This is a genomic window from Vibrio sp. Vb2960, from assembly GCF_033337665.1.
GTDB classification, from domain to species: domain Bacteria; phylum Pseudomonadota; class Gammaproteobacteria; order Enterobacterales; family Vibrionaceae; genus Vibrio; species Vibrio alginolyticus.
In genome coordinates this window covers 65,960-90,089 of record NZ_JAWORD010000021.1, presented here as the reverse complement: position 1 = coordinate 90,089, position 24,130 = coordinate 65,960, and the positions used below count along the sequence as shown (strand labels likewise).

The window sequence follows — 24,130 nt, the reverse complement described above, 5'->3', positions numbered from 1 at the left end:
CATTGAGAATGGATACTTTTTTAACAACATTTCTATATTTTGTATGTAATAACATAATTTCCTCTAAAACATAACGCTTTCTATACGGCGACTTACCGTCTTTCTGGCAGGCTACCGCCCTCTTTCTGATCAAAAGCGCTATAAATCGTAGCACCTATATACATGAAACAAATAGAAAAACAGTATGAATATGTGTGGTCGCGCGCGCAATTAGACGGCGCAATGCACGCTAATTACAAAAGAGCTGATAGACTGAAGGGGCTGTATAAATAAACAGGTCAATTTTATCATGAAAAGTCAGTTTTTACTTAGTGTAAAAGAGCACATGCTTACTCGTCATTATGCGAATAAAACCATCGAAAGTTATCTATTTTGGATAAAACGCTTTATCACTTTTCACCAGCTTGCTCACCCATCAACACTAGCAGAAGATGATGTCATTCAATTTCTGAGTTACTTAGCGGTAGAAGAAAAAGTTGCGGTAAAAACGCAAGCTTTGGCGCTGAACTCAATATCATTTTTATATCGTGATTATTTCAAAACCCCACTATCACTTGATATGAGATTTCAGAAATCCTTGACCGAAAAGAAACTTCCCGTTGTATTAACCAGGGAGGAGATCCGAAGATTCGTTCAGCATATCGACCCGAGGTATAGACTCCATATTCAGCTGCTTTACGGCTCAGGGCTTCGAGTTATGGAATGTTTACGCTTAAGAGTTCAAGACATCGATTATGATTATGGTGCAGTTCGCGTTTGGCAAGGAAAAGGAGGTAAAAATCGTACAGTCACATTAGCCAAAGAACTGCATGAACCACTCAAAGCTCAAGTTAATTTAGCAAGAAACTATTACTTTAAAGATAGGCACATGCCTGGTTATGCGGGCGTATACATCTCTGAAGGTTTACGACGTAAATACCCAAAAGCGGAGCTAGATTTTAACTGGCACTTTTTGTTTCCATCAACAAAGTTAAGCGCAGATCGAGACACTGGTGAATTGAGAAGGCATCATATCAATGAAAGCGCAATACAAAGAGCAGTAAAGCGCGCGGCAAGCGACGCAAGCATTGAGAAAACTGTAACTTGCCACACACTAAGACACAGTTTTGCCACGCACTTATTGGAATCTGGCGCAGACATTAGAACTGTTCAGGAACAATTAGGGCATACTGATGTAAAAACCACGCAAATCTATACTCACGTTATCGAGCGCGGGGCTGGCGGCGTGTTGAGTCCATTATCCAGCCTTTAGAAAAACAAAGCCACCTCGAAAGGTGGCTTTGCTTTATAACTCGTTATTGACGAACACCGAGTTTCACATTGCCTTTTGAATCAAACCAAAGTGCTTGCGAACGGCGACGTCCTATTAGTATCGGACCATCGTCATAAAAGAGAAAGTTCTTCCAGTGCTTTTTAAAAATAGACCATTTCGTTTCGATGACATTGTACTTCTCGTAGCAAAAGTAAACGGTTACATCGTCTTGCCAATCGATATGTGCCTCAGCTTCCGCTGGCATGTCAGGATCATCCGACTCCCACGCAGCCATCCAATCCACAGTTTCAGACCAATTCGCCTCATTCATTGGCCAGTCTTGGGAACTAAGTCTATCCATATCAGGGCTTTGAGCACTGATATTTTCTTTCCAAAATTGTGCTGAGCGGGCTTGGCTCATCGGCTTAATAAAAGCCAAATCTTCTTCTGGCACAGGCATCGACTGATGCGTAAAAATCCATTTTCTTTGGTATTCGTCCAAAGGCAAATAAGACATTCAGTCTCCTTTATTACGATTTCAGCCAACCTTTTTCTGTGGCTTCTTCAATCAACTCTTTCGCTTTGTCCCATAAGGTAACAGAGCCAAATTCAATTCGTTTATTAATGGTAAGTGCTTGTTCGCGTGAGACACCATGTTCCTTCCAACTCTGACCATTATTATGGTAGTTCAAGAGCATTGGAATTAACCGATCGAGTGCTTTTGCATACTTAGCATCATCGGTCTGCGCGGCTTCAAATTCATGCCAAAGCGCCAATAGCTCTTGCTCCTGATCGCTGGGTAACATACCAAACAAGCGCTCTGCGGCTCTAATTTCTTTTTTTGCTTGCTCTTGAGACGCAGCAGTATCATAAACAAAGGTATCGCCCGCGTCGATCTCTACTACGTCATGTATCAATAACATTTTCATCACTCGGCAAATATCAACAGGTGCATTCGCATGCTCTTCCATCAATATTGCCATCAGTGCGACATGCCAACTATGCTCACCACTATTTTCGAGGCGCCCTTCAGCACTTTTAACTCGAGTTCGGCGGAAAATGCTTTTGAGTTTATCGAGCTCGATTACCAGTGCTAACTGCTTTTCCAATCGTTCCATACTATCGTCCTTCTGGCTGCCAATTCGGATTAATAAGCGACGTTAGAACGTGGTCTTGCCACTCACCATTAATCAAAAGGTAATCTTTTGCATACCCTTCTCGGTTGAAACCTACATGCTCTAGCACAGCTTCACTGCGTTTATTGTGAGGCATGTAGCCAGCTTGAATACGATGCAGTTTCTGAACGTTAAACATGTAGTCGCAAGCCATGGTTAATCCACGACGCATATAACCATGCCCTTGCGCTTTTTCAGCGAGAGAATATCCGACGTTACAAGAATAAAAAGGAAAACGACTCAAACTACTAAAGGATATCGTACCTAGCATTTCACCCGAAGAGGCTCTGACTAAAAGGCAATAATACCCCAATCCCATTCGATGCAGCTCATTGAGCTTGATAAGCTTTTGCAACCAACCGTTCACTGAGAAAAAAGCCTCTTCACGTTTCGGTTCAAACGGTTTCAGGTATTCTCGGTTCGCTTGAAAATATTCGGCAATCATATCTGCGTCACCGATTTCAGCGGTACGAAGAAGCAAGTCACCGTCCAACCTATGTACGGCGATAGATGAGCTGTTATCTTCCATTACAAATGATTAATTCCGTCTTTTCGTTCAATTCGATTAATTCTTACGGATACCGTAATCACGCAGTTTATTAGCGATTGAGGTATGCGATACATTTAAGCGCTTAGCAAGCTTGCGGCTTGATGGGAATGACTGATACAAACGTTCCAGAACTTGAGATTCATAATCACGCATGATCTCATCCAAAGAACCGTCGATGTTAAGCGTTGCACTACCAGCGCCGACTGACTGAGGCTGAGGTAAATTGAAGTGATCCGCGTTTAGTATACCACCATCCATTTCCGTGAGCGCTCGAAGAACCATGTTATCCAGCTGGCGCATGTTTCCTGGCCACTGATAATTTGCAAGGGCATCAACTAGACCATCATCAAACTCTGGCTTATCAATCCCAAGCTGTTGAGCATGTTTCGCCACGAACAACTCAAGCAATGGTGCAACGTCGTTTGAGCGCTTACGTAACGGAGGAATGCTGAGCGTAAGTACGTTGAGACGATAATACAAATCTTCACGGAACATTCCTGCTTCAGAAAGCTCGGCAAGGTTATGTTTTGTTGAAGCGATGATACGAACATCGACATGCATCTCATCTTCTGCACCGACACGACGGAAATTACCATCTTGTAGAAAACGTAACAGCTTGATTTGAAGATGCGAGCTCATTTCACCGATTTCATCAAGAAATACCGTCCCGCCATTTGCTTGCTCAAAGATGCCTTTGTGGCCTTGTTCATGATTGAATGAACCCGGCGCATGACCAAAAAGTTCAGTTTCTGCTACATCGTCAGGCATCGAAGCACAACTCAAAACTAGGAATGGCTTGCTCGCGCGGCTAGAACGGCTATGGCAAGCTTTAGCAAGCATTTCTTTACCAGTCCCCGTTTCGCCCTCAATCAACAATGGTTGGTCAAGCACAGACAGCTTCTTAGCTTGGTTCATTAGTGCTTTATGACGGTTCGATATACCAACAAAGTGCTCAAAACCCAGAGGATTATGCAGCGGTAGTGCTTCTTCAATTCTGGCAACTTGCTGACTAGAGCGAATCGTCATTAGAGTACTCGCTAGAGTCGAGTTTTGCGCTTCGTCTCGGATATAAACGGGCATCAACTCTAGAACATAGTCCAAGCCATCAATCACAAGGTTTTCCCGCGTTCGACCATTAACACCTTCAGACCAACGAGAGAAACGAACACTTGGTAACAAAGCACCGATTTGAGTACCAATCACTTCTTGCTTGTGAAGGCCAAGCAATGAAAGTGCAGACATGTTCGCCATGTCTACGGCACCTTTAAGATCAATGGCAAAAACCGGATCGGGCAAGTTATCAACTAACGAGAGCAGCTCCGTATTGTGGCGCTCCATCGGCATAAACTGGATTTTACGTACGTCTTTCACCCCCGGAATACGGCGGATTTCAGCCATCAGCTCACTAAACGTATCAAAATCAATATCCGGGCAATTCAAATAGATAATACCGCTAATATCGATTTCGATACCACGTAAGTCGATGCTTTTAGACGCTAAAATATCGAGCAGTTCTCGGGTCAAGCCGAGTCGATCTTCACATAAGACTTCAAGACGCACTTAAAATATCCCAATTCACAACTGTCAGGAAAAGTTGACAGTAGTTTCTATCATGCTTGGAATGGCGTCAAGCAATCCTATCCATCAAAGTTGATATTCGTTACGGTTTCATCGTAATTGATGCAACTTTCGCCGCCACTGCCTTGCGTATGGTGCCCAACTTAACCTGACGGTCAGGATACCAGGGTAGTGGACGCAATAAGGTCATCGCTTTCAAGCCCAAACGTGCCGTTAGAATACCAACACCTAGTCCCTGCCCCGCACGAGAAGAAACTTTGCCAGCAAGATCCATCGACATCAAATCCATACTGGCATCAATAGCGAGCTCACTGGCACCAGCCGCCGCCATATTGACAAATACCGCTCTTAGTAACTTGATGCGAGATGCATAACCTAGCTCTACCCCATATACCTTGGAGAGGTTGTCGATCATTTTGAAATTTCGCCACGCCACCAGCAACATATCAGCGGCAGCCAGAGGGCTCACGGCGACTAGGGCCGCACACTCGGTTGCGTGCTGTGATACGATTTTCGTTGCCAACTTGTCTTGTTGGCTCACCACCATCGAGTCATACATATCAAGAATTTCAGCGTCACTATGAGCAGGGTTAATACTGTTCTGCCAACGATCAAAGCCCGGATTCTCTGCCATCACACCACTTTGTTCTGCTACGGTTTCGCAAAAGGCTTTCCCTTTCCCAACGCTCTCACTATTAACAAGTGCTTCTGCTTCTTCTTGAACACTAAAATGATTTCGTAGTTTTCGCAGTTTCCAAAGCTCTTTACCCATAGCTCCTAAACCAAGCGAAGCGATCGCAGCAATAAACCCCGTCCAGCTTAAGGCTAGCCAATCAGAAGCCTGAATTGCGGTTATAACCGAGTCCACCGCTTGCCAGCCAACCAAACCAGCAAAAGTTGCAAATGCGCCAGTCGCGAGCCATTTTCTGCCCGATTTTGGACGAATGACATGCTCGAGTTGCAATTCCTGTTCGGTCTCCTGGTGCGCTTCTTTAACTTCAACAGGTACAAATGTTTCTTTTTCGCCGAATGTTTGCTGCGCCGTCAACTCCGGTTGATTCGATTGCTGCTCTTTTTCCATTACCTTTTCAGAGAAAACTTGTTTTTGCTTCAACTCACTCATTTCAATTTATCTCCAATCAGGTAATCCAGTGCTTTGTCTAAGCGTATGTGCTTCACTGGCTCATCATTCGGTGAGGGCATCGGACGAAACGACGTAAAATCAAACCCGTTGTTTTGCCAATAAGCTGCATTTGGTAGCTTTTTCGGCACCTCTCCGGGAAACATAGTCATCGGCTCACCACCCAATGTTGTTCCTTGTAACGCCGGGATGGTCTTATCTCCAGAGGAAATAAACCCCGTCGTGGTTGCTTGGATGGAAGCGATACTCATGCAGCTCATCTCAATATTCTCGTAGGCTGCCGTTTGCCATGCTGGATGCACCATTTGTTGGAGCAGAGACACCAAATTTGGGTGCTGATCGGGCGTGATATGATCCGCTTTTGTAGCAGCAAACAACACTTTGTCGATTTTTGGTGAGAACAAACGACGCAAAAAGCTACTACGACCATAGCGGAAGCTATGCATGATCTGTTCTAGCGCTTGGCGCATGTCGTAAAACGCTTCATCACCGGCATTGAGAGGCTGCAAACAATCCACCAGTACAATCTGGCGATCGAAGGTCGCAAAATGATGCTTATAAAACGCTTTCACGACTTTCTGTTGGTATTCCTGAAAACGGGCTTCTAACATCGCTAAGTTACTGCCCTTGGACGCTTTGCTTTCCGAATCAACACGACACGGAAAAAACTGTAGCACCGGCGCGCCTGCTAGCTCACCAGGTAACACAAAGCGGCCAGGCTGAACCCAATGAAGGCCAGCGTCTTTACAGGCATGAAGGTACTCGGTGTATGTGTGTGCAACTTTCTCAAGTAGTTTCTCATTCACTTCTGCATAGAGGTCCACTTTCTCTAGTTCAGAAAGCCAAGCTTTGGCTAAATCGCCACGCTGGCCTTTAAGTGCATCAAACTGAGTTTGCGACCACGTTGCAAAGTCCATGTCCAATAAAGGCAGGTCGAGCAACCACTCTCCTGGATAGTCGATAATATCAACATTTAAAATTGCGGTTTTACTCAACAGCTTTTTCGTGGTTTTATTTGGTTTGTACTTGAGCGCTAAGCGAATCTCACTTACATCACGTGTCGGTACTGGCCACTGAGGTGGAGTAGCATGAATTTGGCTCATCGCATCATCGTAAGCAAAGCGTGGCACCATCATATTCGATTGAGGCTCACGTTTCGCTCCAATAAGGCGCTTATCTCTAGCCGCAGTCAAAAGAGGCAAATTGTCATGGGTTGCAGTATGAAGAAGCTGATTCACTAATGACGTGATGAATGCCGTCTTACCGGCACGAGAAAGTCCGGTGACAGCAATTCGAACATTAGAGTCCATACCTCTGTTGATAAAGTCATTAACTTCTTTCTTTATTCTCTTCATTACGCTTCTTTATCTTACTCCACTTTAAAACAACGTTGTCAGCGACTTCGAATTTCGAGCTATGAATACTGTTCTATCCCGAATTCTATGAGTTTAACTTTATATACCTTAATAAAAGATGAACAAAACATCCGGCTTAATGCTGTATCAAAAAAAGAAAAGCCCCTGAGTGGTTCAGAGGCTTACTTAATCTACAGCATTAGTTACTCTATATGCGCTGATTACTATGTTAAACAGGAACCCGCTTTCTTTAAGCCTAGTCGTCTTCGATCAACTTATAGATAACAAATAGAGCGATTTCTAAAATCAGCCACAACACACATGTGATGGTCACGTACTTTTCATCAAAGATGCTGATACCGTGAAGAATCAAGTCATAGCCAACAAAGCCACCTATCACTACAGCAAGAATAATTTGTAGAATCTGAATAAAACGAGGCATGCCGTCTCCTAATTATTGTTCGCATAACGTTTGATTGCTATGCCTAAAGGTTTATATCCTTAATTATATAGACAAAAAGTGCAGGTTTCGCTGCACTTTTGTCAATTGTTTGCTAGGTAAATCAGCACCTTGTCACATTCTCTCTACTGAGACGCAGCAAGATTGCCCTTTGCCTTATGCTTCCATCTCTTGAATTTTCACTTTCCAAGTGTCTGGACCAATTTGGTGCGCGTTAACACCATTTGAGTCGACAGCCACTGTTACTGGCATATCTTCAACTTCAAATTCGTAAATCGCTTCCATACCTAAATCTTCAAATGCGACAACGCGAGCTTTCTTGATCGCTTTCGCCACCAAGTACGCAGCGCCACCGACAGCCATTAGGTAAACCGCTTTGTGATTCTTGATAGATTCAACCGTTGCAGGGCCACGCTCAGCTTTACCGATCATGCCCATGATGCCTGTTTTTTCTAGCATCATATCGGTGAATTTATCCATACGCGTTGATGTTGTTGGGCCAGCAGGACCAACGACTTCATCACCAACTGCATCGACAGGGCCTACGTAGTAAATGAACTTACCGTTTAGATCTACGCCTTCAGGCAGACCTTCGCCATTATCTAGCATGCCTTGAATACGTTTATGCGCAGCATCACGACCAGTCAGAATTTTACCTGATAGAAGAACCGTTTCGCCTGTCTTCCACTCTTGTACTTCTTCTTTAGTAATTGTATCTAAGTTTACGCGACGCGTATTTTCGCCCGCTTCCCAAGTGATGTCTGGCCAATCTTCTAGTTTAGGTGGTGTTAGCTCTGCTGGGCCGCTACCATCAAGCGTGAAGTGCACGTGACGAGTCGCCGCACAGTTCGGGATCAAACAAACAGGCTTAGAAGCCGCGTGCGTTGGCGCAGTTTTGATTTTAACGTCGACAACAGTCGTCAAACCGCCAAGACCTTGCGCACCGATACCAAGTTTGTTCACGCGATTGAAGATATCCAAACGAAGCTCTTCTTCTGCGTTTTGTGGGCCACGGTCAATAAGCTCTTGAATATCGATGTGTTCCATTAGAGATTCTTTTGCCAATACCGCTGCTTTTTCAGCCGTACCGCCGATACCAATGCCAAGCATGCCAGGAGGACACCAGCCCGCCCCCATTGTTGGTAGCGTTTTTTCTACCCACTCAGCAATATCGTCAGATGGGTTTAGCATCACCATCTTAGTTTTGTTTTCGCTACCGCCGCCCTTCGCAGCGATCTGAATTTCAACTTTATCGCCCGGAACCATGTTGATATGTACGACGGCAGGCGTGTTGTCTTTGGTATTAATACGTTTACCAGCAGGGTCCATAAGTACTGACGCACGCAACGGGTTATCAGGGTTCGTGTACGCTTGTCGAACACCTTCATCTACCATCTGCTGAACCGTCATGTCGGTCGAATCCCATTGCACGCCCATACCGATGTTGACGAAACACGTCACAATACCAGTATCCTGACAAATTGGACGGTGACCTTCTGCGGACATTCGGGAGTTAATTAAGATCTGAGCAATCGCGTCTTTAGCGGCTTGGCTCTCTTCGCGGTGATAGGCTTTTTCAAGAGCTTGAACAAAGTCTAGCGGGTGGTAGTAAGAAATATACTGTAGCGCATCAGCGACACTGCTGATCACATCCTGCTTGCGTATTACCGTCATTACATGCCTCGTTATAGTTATGCTTCCATTATTGGCTTGGCTTCAATCGTGTTTGTTGAGCTTATTGCTCTTTTGAGCTTCGTTTTTTATAAACAATTGTCGAACGGCTGATATCGACACACGAAATGCTGAAGTTGCCTACTTGTAAACCATCTCAAAACCCTATGAATAGAGGGAGTTTGGCTATACAGAGGAATATGATACTCTTGCTGCCCATGACATGCCATGCAGTGAACGATCTCTTTGTCACAAATTACACAAATGAACAACATGGACAATCAATTCATTGATTTTAAAGCGCTGGAATACGCACCAGAGTTTACTCTTCACCTTTTTTCTCGCATTCAACACCTACCTTGGGCGATGTTGCTGCGTTCTGCATCAAAAACGCATATCGATAGCCGCTTCGATGTATTGGTTGCCAACCCAATTGCAACGTTAGAAACCACTGCCGACAACACACAAGTTGAAACGCCATCGAATGCCTATTCAACTCAAGATGACCCATTTGCGCTGCTTCATCAGATGCAAGAACAGTGGCTTCCTCACGTAGAGTTAAATAAAGAATTGGATTTGCCTTTTGTCGGCGGTGCGCTAGGTTACTTCAGTTACGATTTAGGTCGCCGCGTAGAAACGATGCCAGAAGTGGCAGAAAAAGATCTCAACACGCCGGATATGGCGGTGGGTCTGTATGAATGGGCCGTCGTTGTTGACCACAAGCTTAAAAAAGCATGCTTAGTCGGTCAGAACATCGAGCAAGCTTGGCAATGGTTAAACGAGCAAAAAGCAGAACAAACCGTTGACTTCGCTTTGTCTGGTGCTTGGCAGTCAAACATGACAAAAGAGAGCTACGCCACTCGCTTTGACAAGGTGCAAGAATACTTGTTGAGCGGTGACTGTTATCAGATCAATTTGGCGCAACGCTTTAACGCACCGTATCAAGGCAGTGAGTGGCAAGCGTATCTAAAATTAGAGTCCGCCAACCAAGCGCCATTTTCCGCTTTTATCCGTATGCCTGAGTCTTCGATTTTGAGTATCTCTCCAGAGCGCTTTTTAGAGCTCAAAGATCGCGTCATTGAAACAAAACCAATCAAAGGTACTCGCCCTCGCAGCGAAGATCCAAAGCAAGATAACGCTAATGCCCATGACTTGCAGACAGCGGAAAAAGATCAGGCAGAAAACCTGATGATTGTCGATTTGCTGCGTAATGATATTGGTCGAGTTGCATCACCGGGTAGCGTTCACGTTCCAAAGCTGTTCGATATTGAAAGCTTCCCTGCCGTGCATCATTTGGTGAGCACCATTCGTGCAAATTTGGATGAACAATACGCTCCTGCGGATTTGCTGCGAGCGTGTTTTCCAGGCGGTTCAATTACGGGCGCACCTAAAGTTCGCGCAATGCAGATCATTGAAGAACTGGAGCCGCATCGACGCAGCGCGTATTGCGGCAGTATTGGCTACATTTCACGCCATGGTCGTATGGACACCAGCATTACTATCCGAACTCTTGTAGCGGAACAAAACAAACTTTACGCTTGGGCTGGCGGCGGCGTCGTGGCAGATAGCGATTGCGCCTCTGAGTATCAAGAAACGTTGGACAAGCTTTCAAAGATTTTACCAGCGCTGCAATCGTAGATTTCAACCGCGGACAACGTCGCTTTAATGCTATTGACGAAAACAATCTAAAATGCCTCCAGAACGGATAATGCCGCTCGTTTAACAGCGAGTGGCATATTTCTGTATCTCATCACCCTGCACAGCGACGAAAGAGCGTGATACAGGTTCTTCTATTCGAGCACTTTGTGGTCAAATTTGTTTCATTACCCGCTCATCGTGCTGCTACTAGATTCTTAGTCTCGCCAAGGCTCGCTAGAATGACCCAAAAAACATCGTTAAATGATCGGCATTATCCAGTGTGGTGCGTTTTTCTGTGTATTTTATTTGCATGTACTTTAGCTTTTAGCCGTTGGCCAACAAAAATTCTTTTTTAAAAGGAAGCGTCTACTGCTCAAGCCACTTACACATAATCTGTTCAATATCGGTTGCGGTGTATGGCTTAGTGAGGATGTCGTCCATGCCTGAATCAATACACTTTTGACGCTCTTCGATGGTAGTGCCAGCGGTTAATGCAATAATAGGATGAGTAAAGCCACGCTCTCTCAGATACATCGTCGCCTCATAACCATCCATTTCAGGCATTCGGCAGTCCATGAATATCAGTTCGTAGTCTTTACTTTTCACCGCTTCTAATGCTTCTTTGCCGTTGGCTTTTAAATCAGGTGTAATGTCGAGTTTTTTCAGCATTTGAGTAACAATGACTTGATTCATTCTGATGTCATCAACCACTAATATTGAGCGTCCTGCTAAATCGCTTCGCTCTATGGTGACCAATTCCCCCTCTGCTGTGCCTTGTGCTTGCCCTTCCTCAAGAGGAATAGCAACTTTAAAAGTTGTCCCTTTGCGCTCTTCACTCTCAAAGCTAATTTGACCTTGCATCAAATCCACGAGATTTTTACAAATCGCGAGACCTAAACCTGAGCCTTCAAAGCTGCGTTTCGCTGAGCGATCAACTTGGACAAATGGATCAAATAGTGACGGCTGTGCTTTTATTGGGATGCCAATACCAGTGTCTTCAACCTCAAAATAAGCCGTGCCGTTAAGCCATTCCACCCGTAACACGACGCCACCCAAGTGAGTAAACTTAATCGCGTTTCCCACCAAGTTAACCAAAATTTGTGTAATGCGCTCTAAGTCACCGACTAAAAATTCTGGAATCCCCAGCTTTTTGTCGATAGAGAAATGGATGCGTTTTTCAGCAGCCTTAGCTGCAAATACACCCATGATGGCTTTTTCAAGCTCCTCCCAGGCAAAAACTTTATGTATGATTTCCATCATACCGGCATTCATCTTACTGAAATCAAGAAGATCATTAATGATCACTCTCAATAAGTCCCCTGATTGAGTCAAATTGCTCAAGTATTGACGCTGCTCTTCTTCTAATTGGGTTCGACTCAATAACTCCGCACTACCCAATACGCCATTGAGAGGAGTTCGCAGCTCGTGGTTAATCATGGCGACAAACTCCTTCGTCGCTTTTTCTGATTCCTCAGCCCGCTTTCTCAGCTCGACCTCTCGCTCTAAACTTAAGTGTCGACCAATAACACCATGAACTAAGTCAGACACGAGCTCCATCTGTTTGGAAATAAAAGACTGATCGATTTGATCTTGCAACACAGAGAAAATCAACTCCCCAACCGTTTCCCCATCAATGATAACTGGCAAATGCAAATTCTCTCCCTGCCAATTAGGAGTGGTGAAAATCTCGTTGTTATGACGAAGCTGTAAGTGACCAAAGTGATGACGACGCAATGAGCTCAGCTTTGTAGCGTCAAGAAACAAGTAAGCCGCAGAAATGATCGAGTTAGAAGTGAGCTGCTCAATAAAGCTCGCTATCATTGCTTCATCGAACGTGCTCGATAAAAAAGTACGACCGAACTTAATCAACGTGGCATCAATTTGCTCTTCAAACTCAAACTTACGAAGATCCTTTTTAGATTTCAGCTCTAGCTTTTTCAATGCAACACTGAGTTGCTGGTTGGATTCATATAACTCTAAGCTTTTCTGTTCCAACAGCTGCTCAGCTGCTTTTCTTGATGCAACTTCTCGTTTGAGTTTCCTTTCTAATGAGGAACTTCCCGTCATATCGTTCTTATTGAGCCTCTAACCAAAAACGTACTTTGCTGCCATCTTCTGACTGGTTTTGATGTTTGATATGAACTACCTCACCAAAATGTGCAGCACAACCTTTTATCAATCCTAAGCATACGTGAGACATACATCTTGCGCTGTGGTAGTCAAATACCAATTGGGATTGGTTTTCACTAATGAAATCAAATTGCGGAGGGTTAGCATCAGGATAGAGCTTCTTAACTTCGACATGAATAAAGTCTTCAACATGGCGAACAAATTGAAACGTCGTTTCACACTGTTGCAAACTGGCGTGACTAGGAATAGAGCGAAGTAAATTCAAAAAGACGCACTCTCCAAACACCTCTTGCAGTTGCTCGGGGGGAACACCAGATACTTTACTGAGATTCACGATCAACTTAACCAAGTCTTTGTGATCGTAACTACCAACAGCGGTGTAAACACCTTCATCGTTAGAAAGGTCGAGAACTTGGTCTAACACATCAAGACCGAATTTCTCTTCCACTAACTCCATGAACTCGGTGAAAATAATCCCTTTCATTGGCCAATACTTGCCCTATAGTGACGTCCTAAAATAAAGAATGGTGTATAACCTTATAAGTTTCAAATTAATATGTTCAAGCAGAGTTAGACACACAACACAAAGAGGGAAAGTGCTGGCGAGTGTTTTAATGCGAATGCTTTATTTGGTAACCAGTAACGATAACGCCATACGCTTTGCCGTCTTTGAGTATAATAGATAATGGTTAGGCACGATAAATAAGGACTCAGTTTGGTTATCGACAAAACTCATTTACTACAGAACTTTCAATTTCGGCTTCCAACGGGCTACCACAAAGAGTCCCTTGCACGACTGAAATGGATGAAAGAAAAGTCCCTGAGAGATGCGGCAGTCTTAATCGGTTTTGTGGAACGCGATGACGGGTTACAAGTCATTCTGACTAAGCGTGCAGCCCACTTACGCCATCATCCGGGACAAATCAGCTTTCCCGGTGGCAAATATGAGCAGGAAGATATTCAGCTCGTGAATACCGCTTTAAGAGAAACCAAAGAAGAAGTTGGGATAGAAGATGAGCATATTCATGTGTTTGGTCAACTGCCTACACTACCAACGATTAGTCAATTTAATGTGACACCTTTTTTGGCTTTTGTTTCTCCGGAATATAAAACGCATATTGACCCAAATGAAGTAGAGTCAGTTTTTGAGGTTCCTGCCAACCATATTCTGAACCCCAAAAAATTGTATAGCACCAAATTTGACCTAAAAAGAAGCAGTCATCGTGTATTTGCTATCCCATATAGACAGCATTTCATCTGGGGCATGACGGCACAAATTATCGAATCAATGCAAAAACATATTATTTCACATTAAACAGTTGTTGATATCGGTGCTTTTATAGGCGCGATCATTATGCGCATCAATATTAATAAAACGTTGCTTCATAAACATTCATTCACATTAGATTAATTTTCCATTTTCACCGCAAACGCTTGCGGTGAAATAAATTTATACAAACAGCCCTATTGATAAGTTTTTCTAATTTTACTCATTAGCAGAAATCACGAGTAGCACATCATTTTCGTGATAAAAAGCAGGTTTTTGACATATCATTCAATAAGCGTAAGCAATAAATGATTTAGATCTAATTTTCCTAGTGTAAAATCTTGCAAAATTACTCCCGACTTATTTCCTGTTCCCAAAATGAGTAACTAAAAAATGAATACAACTACTTCTGCGGTTTCTACCGCACAATCGTCTAGTAAGTTTTCTTACAAAGACTTTACCTGGTGTCTGTCCCTTTTTGGTACGGCAGTAGGTGCAGGTGTACTGTTCCTTCCTATTAAAGCAGGTGCAGGTGGCTTCTGGCCATTAGTAATCCTAGCCCTAATTGCAGCACCAATGACTTGGTTCGCACACAAATCTTTAGCTCGTTTCGTTCTTTCTGCGAAAAACCCTGAAGCGGACATCACCGACACAGTAGAAGAGCACTTTGGTAAGACTGGCGCAAACCTTATTACGTTCGCTTACTTCTTCGCTATCTACCCAATCGTACTTATCTACGGTGTTGGTATCACAAACACAGTTGACTCTTTCCTAGTTAACCAAATGGGCATGGAATCTATTCCTCGCTGGCTACTTTCTGGTGCACTTATTGCTGCAATGACAGCAGGCGTAGTATTCGGTAAAGAGCTTATGCTGAAAGCAACTTCAGCAATGGTTTACCCTCTCGTGTTCATCCTACTAGCACTGTCTGTATACCTAATTCCTGGTTGGAACACTTCAATGATGGAAGTGTCGCCTGACTGGGGTGCAATGCCAGCTATCGTTTGGCTAGCAATCCCTGTTATTGTGTTCTCTTTCAACCACAGCCCAATCATTTCTCAGTTCTCTAAAGAGCAACGTCGTGTATACGGTGATGACGCAGTTAAGAAAACTGACACTATCACTGGTGGCGCAGCAATGATGCTGATGGGCTTTGTTATGTTCTTCGTTTTCTCTGTTGTACTTTCTCTGTCTCCAGAGCAACTAGCAACAGCGCAAGAGCAAAACATCTCTGTTCTTTCTTACCTAGCAAACGTGCATGAATCTCCACTGATCTCTTACATGGGTCCATTGGTTGCTTTCGCAGCGATCACCTCTAGCTACTTTGGCCACTTCTTAGGTGCGCACGAAGGTCTAGTTGGTCTAGTGAAATCTCGTTCAAAATCACCAGTAAGCAAGATCGAGAAGATGTCTCTAATCTTCATTGTAATCACAACTTGGATCGTTGCTATCGTTAACCCAAGCATCCTAGGTATGATTGAAACAATGGGTGCACCGATGATTGCGGCAATCCTATTCTTGATGCCAATCTTCGCAATGCAAAAAGTTCCTGCGATGGCTAAGTACAAAACTTCAGCACCTGTGCAAATTTTCACAGCAATCTGTGGTCTTGCTGCAATTAGTTCTGTAATCTACGGCGCTCTTTAATCATCTCTGCCCGTTGCAGTATGATTAATCCAAAAATATAACGATAAAATTAAGCCTCCCAACTCCCCTTGGGAGGCTTTCTTCTGAGGTAATCGATATGATTAGTGTTTTTGATATCTATAAAATCGGTGTTGGACCTTCAAGCTCACACACTGTAGGCCCAATGAAAGCGGGTAAAGAGTTTATTGATGATCTTCGTGCAATGGGAAAACTGCGCGACATCACTAAAATCACCGTTGACGTTTATGGATCACTATCACTGACAGGGAAAGGTCACCACACAGATATTGCTATCATCATGGGTCTTGCAGGCAACACTCCTGAGAAAGTTGATATCGATTCTATCCCGGGCTTTATCGCTCGTGTAGAAGAAACTGAACGCCTTCCTGTTGGCATGCACTGTCACACAGTATCGTTCCCACGTGAAGGTGGAATGAACTTCCACAAAACAAACCTAGAGCTACACGAAAACGGCATGCAGATCCACGCTTGGATTGATGACGAAAAGGCGTACTCAAAAACTTACTACTCTATCGGCGGTGGTTTCATCGTTGATGAAGAAAATTTCGGTAAAGAAGCTGAAAACCCAGTAAAAGTACCTTACCCGTTTACAACGGCAGAGGAACTGGTTAACCAATGCCACGAAAGTGGATTGTCCATCAGCGCACTAACCATGAAGAATGAGCATGCGCTTCATTCAGATGAAGAAACTCGTACTTATTTCGCAAACATCTGGCGCACAATGCGCGAGTGTATGGATCGCGGTATGAATGAAGAAGGTATTTTGCCTGGTCCACTGCGTGTGCCTCGCCGTGCAGCAGCACTTCGCCAGCAGCTACTTACTTCAGAAAAGACAACAAACGACCCAATGTCTGTTGTTGATTGGGTAAACATGTTTGCTTTCGCAGTAAACGAAGAGAACGCAGCAGGTGGCCGCGTTGTTACAGCACCAACTAACGGTGCGTGTGGCATCATCCCTGCGGTACTGGCTTACTACGATAAGTTCATCCAAACTGTGACTGAAAAAGATTACATCCGTTACTTTGCAGCTTCTGGCGCAATCGGTGGTCTTTACAAGCGTAACGCGTCGATCTCTGGTGCAGAGGTTGGCTGTCAGGGTGAAGTTGGCGTGGCATGTTCTATGGCAGCAGCAGGCCTTGCTGAGCTTATGGGTGGTAGCCCAGAGCAAGTATGTATGGCAGCAGAAATCGCAATGGAGCACAACTTAGGTCTAACGTGTGACCCAGTTGCAGGTCAGGTTCAGGTTCCATGTATCGAGCGTAACGGTATTGCGGCAGTAAAAGCAATCAACTCTACTCGTATGGCACTACGTCGCTCTTCAGCTCCAACTGTTTCTCTAGATAAGGTTATCGAAACCATGCTAGAAACAGGTAAAGACATGAACGCGAAATACCGCGAAACATCTCAAGGTGGTCTAGCAATCAAAGTGATTTGCTAACACGCCTTTCTGAATACCAATCAAAACCCGAGTTTATGCTCGGGTTTTTTTATACCCCAAAAACCCAGGAGAATGCGTTATCAGGACAAGTAAAAAAAACCTAAAACGTTGAATATATCCAAATATTATGGATATCTCAGTAAAAAATCACATCTCTTCCCAAGCTTTATTGATAACGTAGCCAAAAATTAAACTTGGAGCACATCAACACATGATTAGGTTTGAAATTGGAAACCAAATCTGCGTTTGCTTGTCCGAAAACGAAATATCTCTAGAGCTCAATCAGTCACTCCACCACTCCATTCCTGTCAACCCAAATGAGTACGCCATTCTGTCAACTATCGCCACATACGGCAGTTTAAATACGCCGATTAGTCAGCGGTTAATAGAAAGCAAAATCACTCAACAATACAAAATGACACTGCCTGAAAATGGCTTTAAAAACGCGGTGGCCGCTCTAAGAAAGAAATTTCGCAAGCTCACGGAAGAACATTTAACCACTAACAAAAACATTATCGAAAACATTCACCGGACCGGATACTTCATCCCTTTTACTATGCAAAACAACCATCAGAATGGCATCGAACATCAACAGAAGATCAATCAATACACAACCAATAGTCTTCGCAAAGCGCTTCGTATTTGCTTGCGTAATAAAAAGATCTATTCAGAAGCAATGTGGGTTGTGTTGATCACTGCGATCATTTTCTTTGCTATCTGTTACTACGCGATAAACAGCATCGTTAAACATAATTATCTGGATAACGCCTTCGAAATTGCAGAGAACCTTTCCCGTAGGAGTTGCTTTGCTAATGAAAGCGAACTGAAGTCACTATTTGATAATGTGAAGTTGGTGGAATCGAGCATGATGCTAGATCGTTTCAATATTCGATGCTTAGTCACTCCAGAAACCGTTGTCCCTGTCAGCAAAAAAGCCTTTGAAGAGTGGAGTAACAATAACAATTACACGACCCAATCATTTGACTTAAATAACGCAACCGTTTTGGTTCGTGTTAAAAACATTAACTTATCCGACAATGTTGAAAATCATATTTCACGTTTTTTTCTTTCCGGTATGAAGCTATCAACGAATACCGGAACGTCGTTAGAGATTGGTAACACCAATGAACGCTTCTTCAATTATCACGTAAAGAATAGTGGCTATAAAGAGGTGTATTACATCTCTGGACCGTTTCAAAGTATCATTCTACTGAGCTTACTTTTTCTCATTATACTGCGTCACCGCTCCCTACAAGCCTTTATGGCTTACTTGTGCGCAATTCGACAATTCAAAATAAAACTGGAACCGATTTATAACACTTCGGCACAAAAGATTGTGCACTACGAAGCCCTCTCCCGGTTTAAGGTAAAAAATACGCAACGGTTTATTGAAACACTGATCCGCAATGGATTGCTGCTAACTCATACCTTACTGGTGATTGATTCCATCTACACCAAACAAAAAGCGTTGCCCATCCCTATTAGCATTAACGTTTGTCCTTCTTTGCTGCGAGGGCGTAACTTTTCAATCCTATATAGAGAGCTATCTAATCGGGATTGCCGTTTGCTGACAATCGAAATCACAGAAAATGCATCGATGTATTATACCTCTGAGATTTATGGCAATGTCGCGAAACTAAAAGCACTGGATTGTAAAATCAGTATTGATGACTTTGGCACCGGCAATAATAATGTGGCGCTTATCAGCAAGCTGAATCCGGACTACCTCAAAATCGACCGAGAATTTGTTATTGGCCTAAAATCTGATGATAAAAAGATAGAAACCTTGCGTCAGTTAATTGCTATGGGCAATACGTATCGCTGCACGGTCATTGTTGAAGGCGTAGAAACGGCAGACAGTGCTCACTTACTCACAACATTGGGCGCCTATATTCACCAAGGTTATTATTACCCTCTTCATTGCTAGCTTTTCTTCACTCGGTTAGTTACTTAAAATAGATCTAATACTCTATAAAAACTCGTGGTGGCATAACGGTATGCCGCCAATTTGTGATTGAGCGATGATTGCGATTAAACCCACCAAACTGAAAGATTTTTCAAGTTTGATGCAATTGGATGTGCAAGAAGAGCAAAAAGGATTTTTTACACCGTTTGAAATGGCTTATCAAAAACGTAGTAAGTCAGAGGCGTTCTTTACGATTTATTCTGATGATCTATTAGTAGGCTACCTTGTTATCGATAAAGGTTTCTCCCAACATGCGCCGTTTGCTAAACGATACGAACTGGAGCTTAAGTACTTGATGATTGATCAACGTTTCCAACGTCAAGGGGTTGGGAGTGAGGCATTGCGTAAACTGTTCCTTTATGCATATACCATTAACCCTAAAAGCACCTCTCTTTGCGCCACTGTCCCACAAAGTCAGCAATACGCTATCAGTTTTCTTGATGCGTGCGGATTCATTAATACAGAGGAAACAACATTGGGTGATAATGAAAAAGAATGGATTCTACGACACCCATTAAGCTATCTGGTGAAGCATAATCAAAATTGGGCCATTCAGATACAACAAAGGCAAGCTTCTCGCTTGCCTTTGTTTAATGCTCAACAGAAAGTGACTTATTCGCCTTTGTAAATACAACCCGCTGTGCACGTTTCTTTGATTTCTACTTTACTTAGCAGTGGTAAGCTTGGCTTGAGCTGCTGCCAAATCCATTTTGCTAACACTTCGCTAGTCGGGTTCTCTAACCCTTCAATGTCGTTTAGGTAGTAATGGTCTAAGCGATTGTAAATTGGTTTAAATGCAGCTTTGATCTCTGCAAAATCCACTACCCAACCTGTATGTGGATCAACTTCACCTTCTACATAAAGACGAACAAGGAAAGAGTGTCCGTGCAAACGACCACACTTGTGACCTTCTGGTACGTGTGGCAAATGGTGTGCTGCTTCGAACATAAACTCTTTGTATAATTCTGTTTTCATCTTGATTCTCAGGCTTTAAAAAGACAGGCAATACTAAGGAATTCGCTGCCAAGAGACAAGCGTTACCCCATACAAGCGTAGCAAAAACTTCCGCTGGTTCCCGGCCTCTTTGCTATCACTCACACCAAAGCGCCGTATTTCTGTCACGCGCCAAACATTTGATTACACAGCACTCACATCACAATTACATATCCCCAACATGTGTGGGGTCACAATCATTCATTTCGTTGTTCGCAGTGCGCATTTGTGCACATTAATATTGTGCAGTTCGTTCCAATTACACTTATAAATTTATGCGCTCAACTATCACTTTTAAGCTCTTACTGGCGTTAATTGCTGTCTTCAGCTGCGTTCTAGCTGCCTCTACGGCTTACCAATACCATCAACAAAAAACCTTAATCAATGATGTTCTTAGTGAACAACTCCATGATAAGGCTAGTAATTATTTCGATAGCCTAAATATGATGATGCTTACGGGCACCATGTCGCAAAAAGAAACCTTACGTCAAAAGGCCCTGGCCCAAGAAGGCATTGAAGCAGTTCGCGTGTTGCGAGCTGATACTGTGACCAAACTTTACGGACCTGGGCAACAAAACCAGCAGCCTGTCGATGATATTGATCAACGAGCGTTGAATGGTGAACTGGTGATTGAACCAATCTCAGCCGATTGGGGCAAAGGGTTAGTAGTCGCGCTACCAATGAAATCGAGCGAAAATTACCGTGGCACCAACTGCGTTTCTTGCCACGTTGCACCAGCAGGAGAAGTGTTGGGCGCGATTCGCTTGGAATACAACATGAATCATGTCAATTCAATGATCAGTAAACAGGCAATGTTTGCGATGGGAATAATGGCCGTAATCGCATTTGTGGGCTTCATCATAACGATGAGTTTGATTCAGAAAATCATTGTACGACCAATTCAAAGAACGTCGAAATTCATGTCGAATGTGAGCCATAGCAAAGATCTATCTCAACGACTTATGCATCACCAACAGGATGAAGTGGGCCAACTTTCTACTGCCATCAATTCATTCATGGATACGGTCTCCGAAAGCTTAGAACGTGTGCAAGACACCTCTCACTCACTTGCCGACTCCGCGAGTAAACTAACTGCTGTCGCGCAGTCCACAGATAAAGCGGCCAATAACCAACAGCTAGAGACCAACGAAGTACAAAGTAATATCACCGATATGTTGCAGCAACAAACTGCGGTTGAGGACTCGACTAACAACGCTACTGTTTTGGTCAATCACACCGTTGATGTCGCCACTCATAGTGCAAGCCAAGCACACAACGTCAGTGAAGACATCAAACAACTAGTAAGTAACATTGATACCGTACGGGAAAAAATCAGCTCTCTAAATCAAAGAACCGAAGAAGTGTCGTCCATTCTTCTGGTTATTAAGGGTATTGCAGAACAAACCAATCTGCTCGCGTTGAATGCTGCTATCGAAGCCGCCCGTGCCGGAGAGCAAGGACGCGGTTTTGCGGTCGTCGCGGAAGAAGTGCGTAACCTGGCTTCTAGGACGGCTGAAGCCACTGGTAATATTGAACATATCATTTCTCAATTCCAGCAAGGAAGTGAAGAGTCATTAACTTCTGTTGATACCGTCTGCCAGTTTGCTCATCAACGCTCTGTCGATGTCGAGGCACTATCAGCCACAATGCATAACGTTGTTGACGAAATGCGCCAAGTGCTCAGACATGCAGAAGATATCCAAAACCAAACGCAAACCACATCTGATGTAAGTCAGCATATTCAATCTAAAATAGATGTGATCACACTGCATGCTAACGACACATCGCAATCGGCATCGCACACGCGTGATATTAGTGTTGATTTAGAGCATCTATCCGAACGTTTAGAGCAATTACTAAACCAATTCACACTTTCAGAGCACAAAAGAGTGAATAAATAGAGAGATTCTCCCCATCAAAACGAATATAAAGGTTGATGCGAGCGAATTGACAGGTAATATGTCTCGTTGAATCTGTAAAATGCTACCCAACTCAGCGCTTAGCTTGTTTTTTGAACAAAAATGTTATTAGACAAGCACTTTAAGTAAGCGTTGAGTTGAATTTTTACCTCAATGGAGAATATTGAAAACATGACTTACGCGCCTGTATCAGACGTATTGAAAGGTCAGCTAGCAGTAGACAGCGAAGTGACTGTTCGTGGCTGGATCCGTTCACGTCGTGATTCCAAAGCTGGAATCTCTTTCCTTGCCATATATGACGGCTCTTGTTTCGACCCGATTCAGGCCGTGGTCCCAAATAATCTTAATAATTACGAAGACGAAGTATTAAAGCTAACGACTGGCTGCTCTGTTGAAGTAACTGGTAAGATTGTTGAATCTCCTGCAAAGGGTCAAGACTTCGAACTTGCTGCCACTGACGTTAAAGTGGTTGGTTGGGTTGAAGATGCTGAAACTTACCCAATGGCAAAAACTCGTCACTCAATCGAGTACCTACGTGAAGTTGCGCACCTACGTCCGCGCACAAACGTAATCGGTGCAGTAGCACGTGTACGTAACTGCCTATCTCAAGCAATCCACCGCTTCTACCACGAGCAAGGTTACTTCTGGGTATCTGCGCCGTTGATCACGGCTTCAGATGCTGAAGGCGCTGGTGAAATGTTCCGCGTATCTACGCTAGACATGGAAAACCTTCCTCGCACTGACGCTGGTAAAGTGGACTACAACGAAGACTTCTTCGGTAAAGAGACGTTCCTAACCGTATCTGGTCAGCTAAACGCAGAAGCTTACGCTTGTGCGCTAAGCAAAGTTTACACTTTCGGCCCTACTTTCCGTGCTGAAAACTCAAACACAAGCCGCCACCTAGCAGAATTCTGGATGGTTGAGCCTGAAGTTGCGTTCGCAGAACTGGATGATGTAGCGAAACTGGCTGAAGACATGCTCAAGTACGTGTTTAAAGCAGTGCTTGCAGAGTGTCGCGATGACCTTGAGTTCTTCGCTCAACGCATCGACAAAGAAGCAATCACTCGTCTAGAGCAGTTCGTTTCTTCTGACTTCGCACAAGTTGACTACACTGACGCAATCCAGATCCTTCTTGATTCAGGTCGTGAGTTCGAATTCCCAGTTGAATGGGGTATCGATATGTCTTCTGAGCACGAGCGTTTCCTTGCTGAAGAACACTTCAAAGCACCTGTAATCGTTAAGAACTACCCGAAAGACATCAAAGCATTCTACATGCGTGCTAACGATGACGGTAAAACAGTTGCAGCGATGGACGTTCTAGCACCGGGCATCGGCGAAATCATCGGTGGTTCTCAGCGTGAAGAGCGCCTAGACATTCTAGATGCACGTATGCGTGAAGTGGGTATCGATCCTGAACATATGAGCTGGTACCGCGACCTACGTAAATACGGTACAGTGCCACACGCAGGCTTCGGTCTAGGCTTCGAGCGCCTAGTATCTTACGTAACTGGCATGGGCAACGTTCGTGACGTGATCCCATTCCCACGTACTCCTCGCTCTGCGAACTTCTAATCACTTTTTAGAGATATCGAATTAAAAAGACCTCCCATGTGGAGGTCTTTTATTTTGTACGAATGATTTTCTAACAACCGGTGTATGCACTCTAGTTGTTATCTTCGTCGTCATCCTCATCTACTCGCGCTGCGTATTTTACTCCAACCACACACAAGCCAAACATCACAAATGGGATAACGGCAGCAGTGTATTCCGTCCAAACCATATGAGAAAAGGATTTCGCCAATATCAAGTGTGCAAAAACCAACAAAAATGCGCTAAAAATAGCAACACCCATCAACCTAAGTTCATGCTTTACCAACTGCTTTTTCATTACGGCTCCTAACCTAAATGGTTGTCTGCCCATGATTGAAA

The 24,130-nt window shown here is 43.8% G+C and carries 20 protein-coding genes and 1 pseudogene; 9 read left to right on the top strand and 12 right to left on the bottom strand.

Features of this window, described 5'->3' with window-relative positions; genetic code table 11:
• Positions 1-289: 289 nt before the first annotated feature.
• On the top strand, positions 290-1,252 hold the full coding sequence (locus R7O03_RS17780; RefSeq protein WP_017636093.1) for an integron integrase: 963 nt from the start codon (positions 290-292) through the stop codon (positions 1,250-1,252).
• A 43-nt stretch (positions 1,253-1,295) separates the two neighbouring features.
• Here the strand turns inward: R7O03_RS17780 and R7O03_RS17775 are convergent, their stop codons facing one another.
• The 8 genes from R7O03_RS17775 to R7O03_RS17740 form a co-directional block, all read right to left on the bottom strand.
• Positions 1,296-1,769: a DUF2947 domain-containing protein gene (locus R7O03_RS17775; protein ID WP_017636094.1), complete on the bottom strand. Its 474-nt coding sequence runs from the start codon at positions 1,767-1,769 to the stop codon at positions 1,296-1,298.
• A gap of 13 nt (positions 1,770-1,782) precedes the next feature.
• Positions 1,783-2,370 (bottom strand): HD domain-containing protein, encoded by a 588-nt coding sequence (locus R7O03_RS17770; RefSeq protein ID WP_213866477.1) that lies wholly within the window; start codon positions 2,368-2,370, stop codon positions 1,783-1,785.
• A 1-nt stretch (position 2,371) separates the two neighbouring features.
• Positions 2,372-2,956: a ribosomal protein S5-alanine N-acetyltransferase gene (gene rimJ, locus R7O03_RS17765; RefSeq protein WP_213866476.1), complete on the bottom strand. Its 585-nt coding sequence runs from the start codon at positions 2,954-2,956 to the stop codon at positions 2,372-2,374.
• Between the two features lie 36 nt (positions 2,957-2,992).
• Positions 2,993-4,537, bottom strand: a complete 1,545-nt coding sequence (gene tyrR / locus R7O03_RS17760) for a transcriptional regulator TyrR (protein WP_005376914.1) — start codon at positions 4,535-4,537, stop codon at positions 2,993-2,995.
• Between the two features lie 100 nt (positions 4,538-4,637).
• On the bottom strand, positions 4,638-5,678 hold the full coding sequence (locus tag R7O03_RS17755) for a YcjF family protein (protein ID WP_213871682.1): 1,041 nt from the start codon (positions 5,676-5,678) through the stop codon (positions 4,638-4,640).
• Positions 5,675-7,051 carry a YcjX family protein gene (locus R7O03_RS17750; RefSeq protein WP_318131913.1) on the bottom strand — a complete coding sequence of 459 codons (1,377 nt, stop codon included), beginning with the start codon at positions 7,049-7,051 and terminating at the stop codon, positions 5,675-5,677. Before R7O03_RS17750 ends, R7O03_RS17755 begins: the two co-directional genes overlap by 4 nt.
• 256 nt (positions 7,052-7,307) lie before the next feature.
• The gene (locus R7O03_RS17745; RefSeq protein ID WP_005376906.1) at positions 7,308-7,493 is read right to left on the bottom strand and encodes a hypothetical protein; all 186 of its coding nucleotides are present in this window, start codon (positions 7,491-7,493) and stop codon (positions 7,308-7,310) included.
• A gap of 174 nt (positions 7,494-7,667) precedes the next feature.
• Entirely contained in the window at positions 7,668-9,185 is a 1,518-nt protein-coding gene (locus R7O03_RS17740; RefSeq protein WP_005376905.1) for a fumarate hydratase, read from the bottom strand.
• 270 nt (positions 9,186-9,455) lie between these two features.
• On the opposite strand from R7O03_RS17740, the gene pabB reads away from it, so the two are divergent.
• The gene (gene pabB / locus R7O03_RS17735) at positions 9,456-10,820 is read left to right on the top strand and encodes an aminodeoxychorismate synthase component I (protein ID WP_154204467.1); all 1,365 of its coding nucleotides are present in this window, start codon (positions 9,456-9,458) and stop codon (positions 10,818-10,820) included.
• 366 nt (positions 10,821-11,186) lie between these two features.
• On the opposite strand, the gene R7O03_RS17730 is transcribed toward pabB, so the two are convergent.
• Positions 11,187-12,887, bottom strand: a complete 1,701-nt coding sequence (locus R7O03_RS17730) for an ATP-binding protein (protein WP_005376903.1) — start codon at positions 12,885-12,887, stop codon at positions 11,187-11,189.
• A gap of 7 nt (positions 12,888-12,894) precedes the next feature.
• A complete protein-coding gene (locus tag R7O03_RS17725) occupies positions 12,895-13,434 on the bottom strand; it encodes a heme NO-binding domain-containing protein (RefSeq protein WP_005388282.1) in 540 nt (179 codons plus the stop codon).
• 231 nt (positions 13,435-13,665) lie between these two features.
• On the opposite strand from R7O03_RS17725, the gene R7O03_RS17720 reads away from it, so the two are divergent.
• The 5 genes and pseudogenes from R7O03_RS17720 to R7O03_RS17700 all read left to right on the top strand — a co-directional run.
• Entirely contained in the window at positions 13,666-14,265 is a 600-nt protein-coding gene (locus R7O03_RS17720; RefSeq protein WP_005376901.1) for a CoA pyrophosphatase, read from the top strand.
• A gap of 345 nt (positions 14,266-14,610) precedes the next feature.
• Complete coding sequence (locus tag R7O03_RS17715) at positions 14,611-15,864, top strand: aromatic amino acid transport family protein (protein ID WP_005376900.1); 1,254 nt, start codon at positions 14,611-14,613, stop codon at positions 15,862-15,864.
• Positions 15,865-15,961: 97 nt separating this feature from the next.
• Complete coding sequence (locus R7O03_RS17710; protein ID WP_005376899.1) at positions 15,962-17,323, top strand: L-serine ammonia-lyase; 1,362 nt, start codon at positions 15,962-15,964, stop codon at positions 17,321-17,323.
• A 211-nt stretch (positions 17,324-17,534) separates the two neighbouring features.
• The gene (locus tag R7O03_RS17705; protein WP_017820447.1) at positions 17,535-19,250 is read left to right on the top strand and encodes an EAL domain-containing protein; all 1,716 of its coding nucleotides are present in this window, start codon (positions 17,535-17,537) and stop codon (positions 19,248-19,250) included.
• Positions 19,251-19,344: 94 nt separating this feature from the next.
• Positions 19,345-19,809, top strand: a pseudogene (locus tag R7O03_RS17700) (GNAT family N-acetyltransferase); the annotation flags it as partial.
• 92 nt (positions 19,810-19,901) lie between these two features.
• Here the strand turns inward: R7O03_RS17700 and queD are convergent.
• Positions 19,902-20,264, bottom strand: coding sequence for a 6-carboxytetrahydropterin synthase QueD (queD, locus tag R7O03_RS17695; RefSeq protein WP_005376896.1), 363 nt, complete (start codon positions 20,262-20,264; stop codon positions 19,902-19,904).
• 293 nt (positions 20,265-20,557) lie between these two features.
• Between queD and R7O03_RS17690 the strand changes: the two genes are divergently transcribed.
• On the top strand, positions 20,558-22,183 hold the full coding sequence (locus R7O03_RS17690; protein WP_213886650.1) for a methyl-accepting chemotaxis protein: 1,626 nt from the start codon (positions 20,558-20,560) through the stop codon (positions 22,181-22,183).
• Positions 22,184-22,372: 189 nt separating this feature from the next.
• On the top strand, positions 22,373-23,773 hold the full coding sequence (gene asnS, locus R7O03_RS17685; RefSeq protein ID WP_017636101.1) for an asparagine--tRNA ligase: 1,401 nt from the start codon (positions 22,373-22,375) through the stop codon (positions 23,771-23,773).
• 91 nt (positions 23,774-23,864) lie between these two features.
• Here the strand turns inward: asnS and R7O03_RS17680 are convergent, their stop codons facing one another.
• Positions 23,865-24,089, bottom strand: a complete 225-nt coding sequence (locus tag R7O03_RS17680; RefSeq protein ID WP_213886649.1) for a hypothetical protein — start codon at positions 24,087-24,089, stop codon at positions 23,865-23,867.
• Positions 24,090-24,130 lie beyond the last annotated feature (41 nt).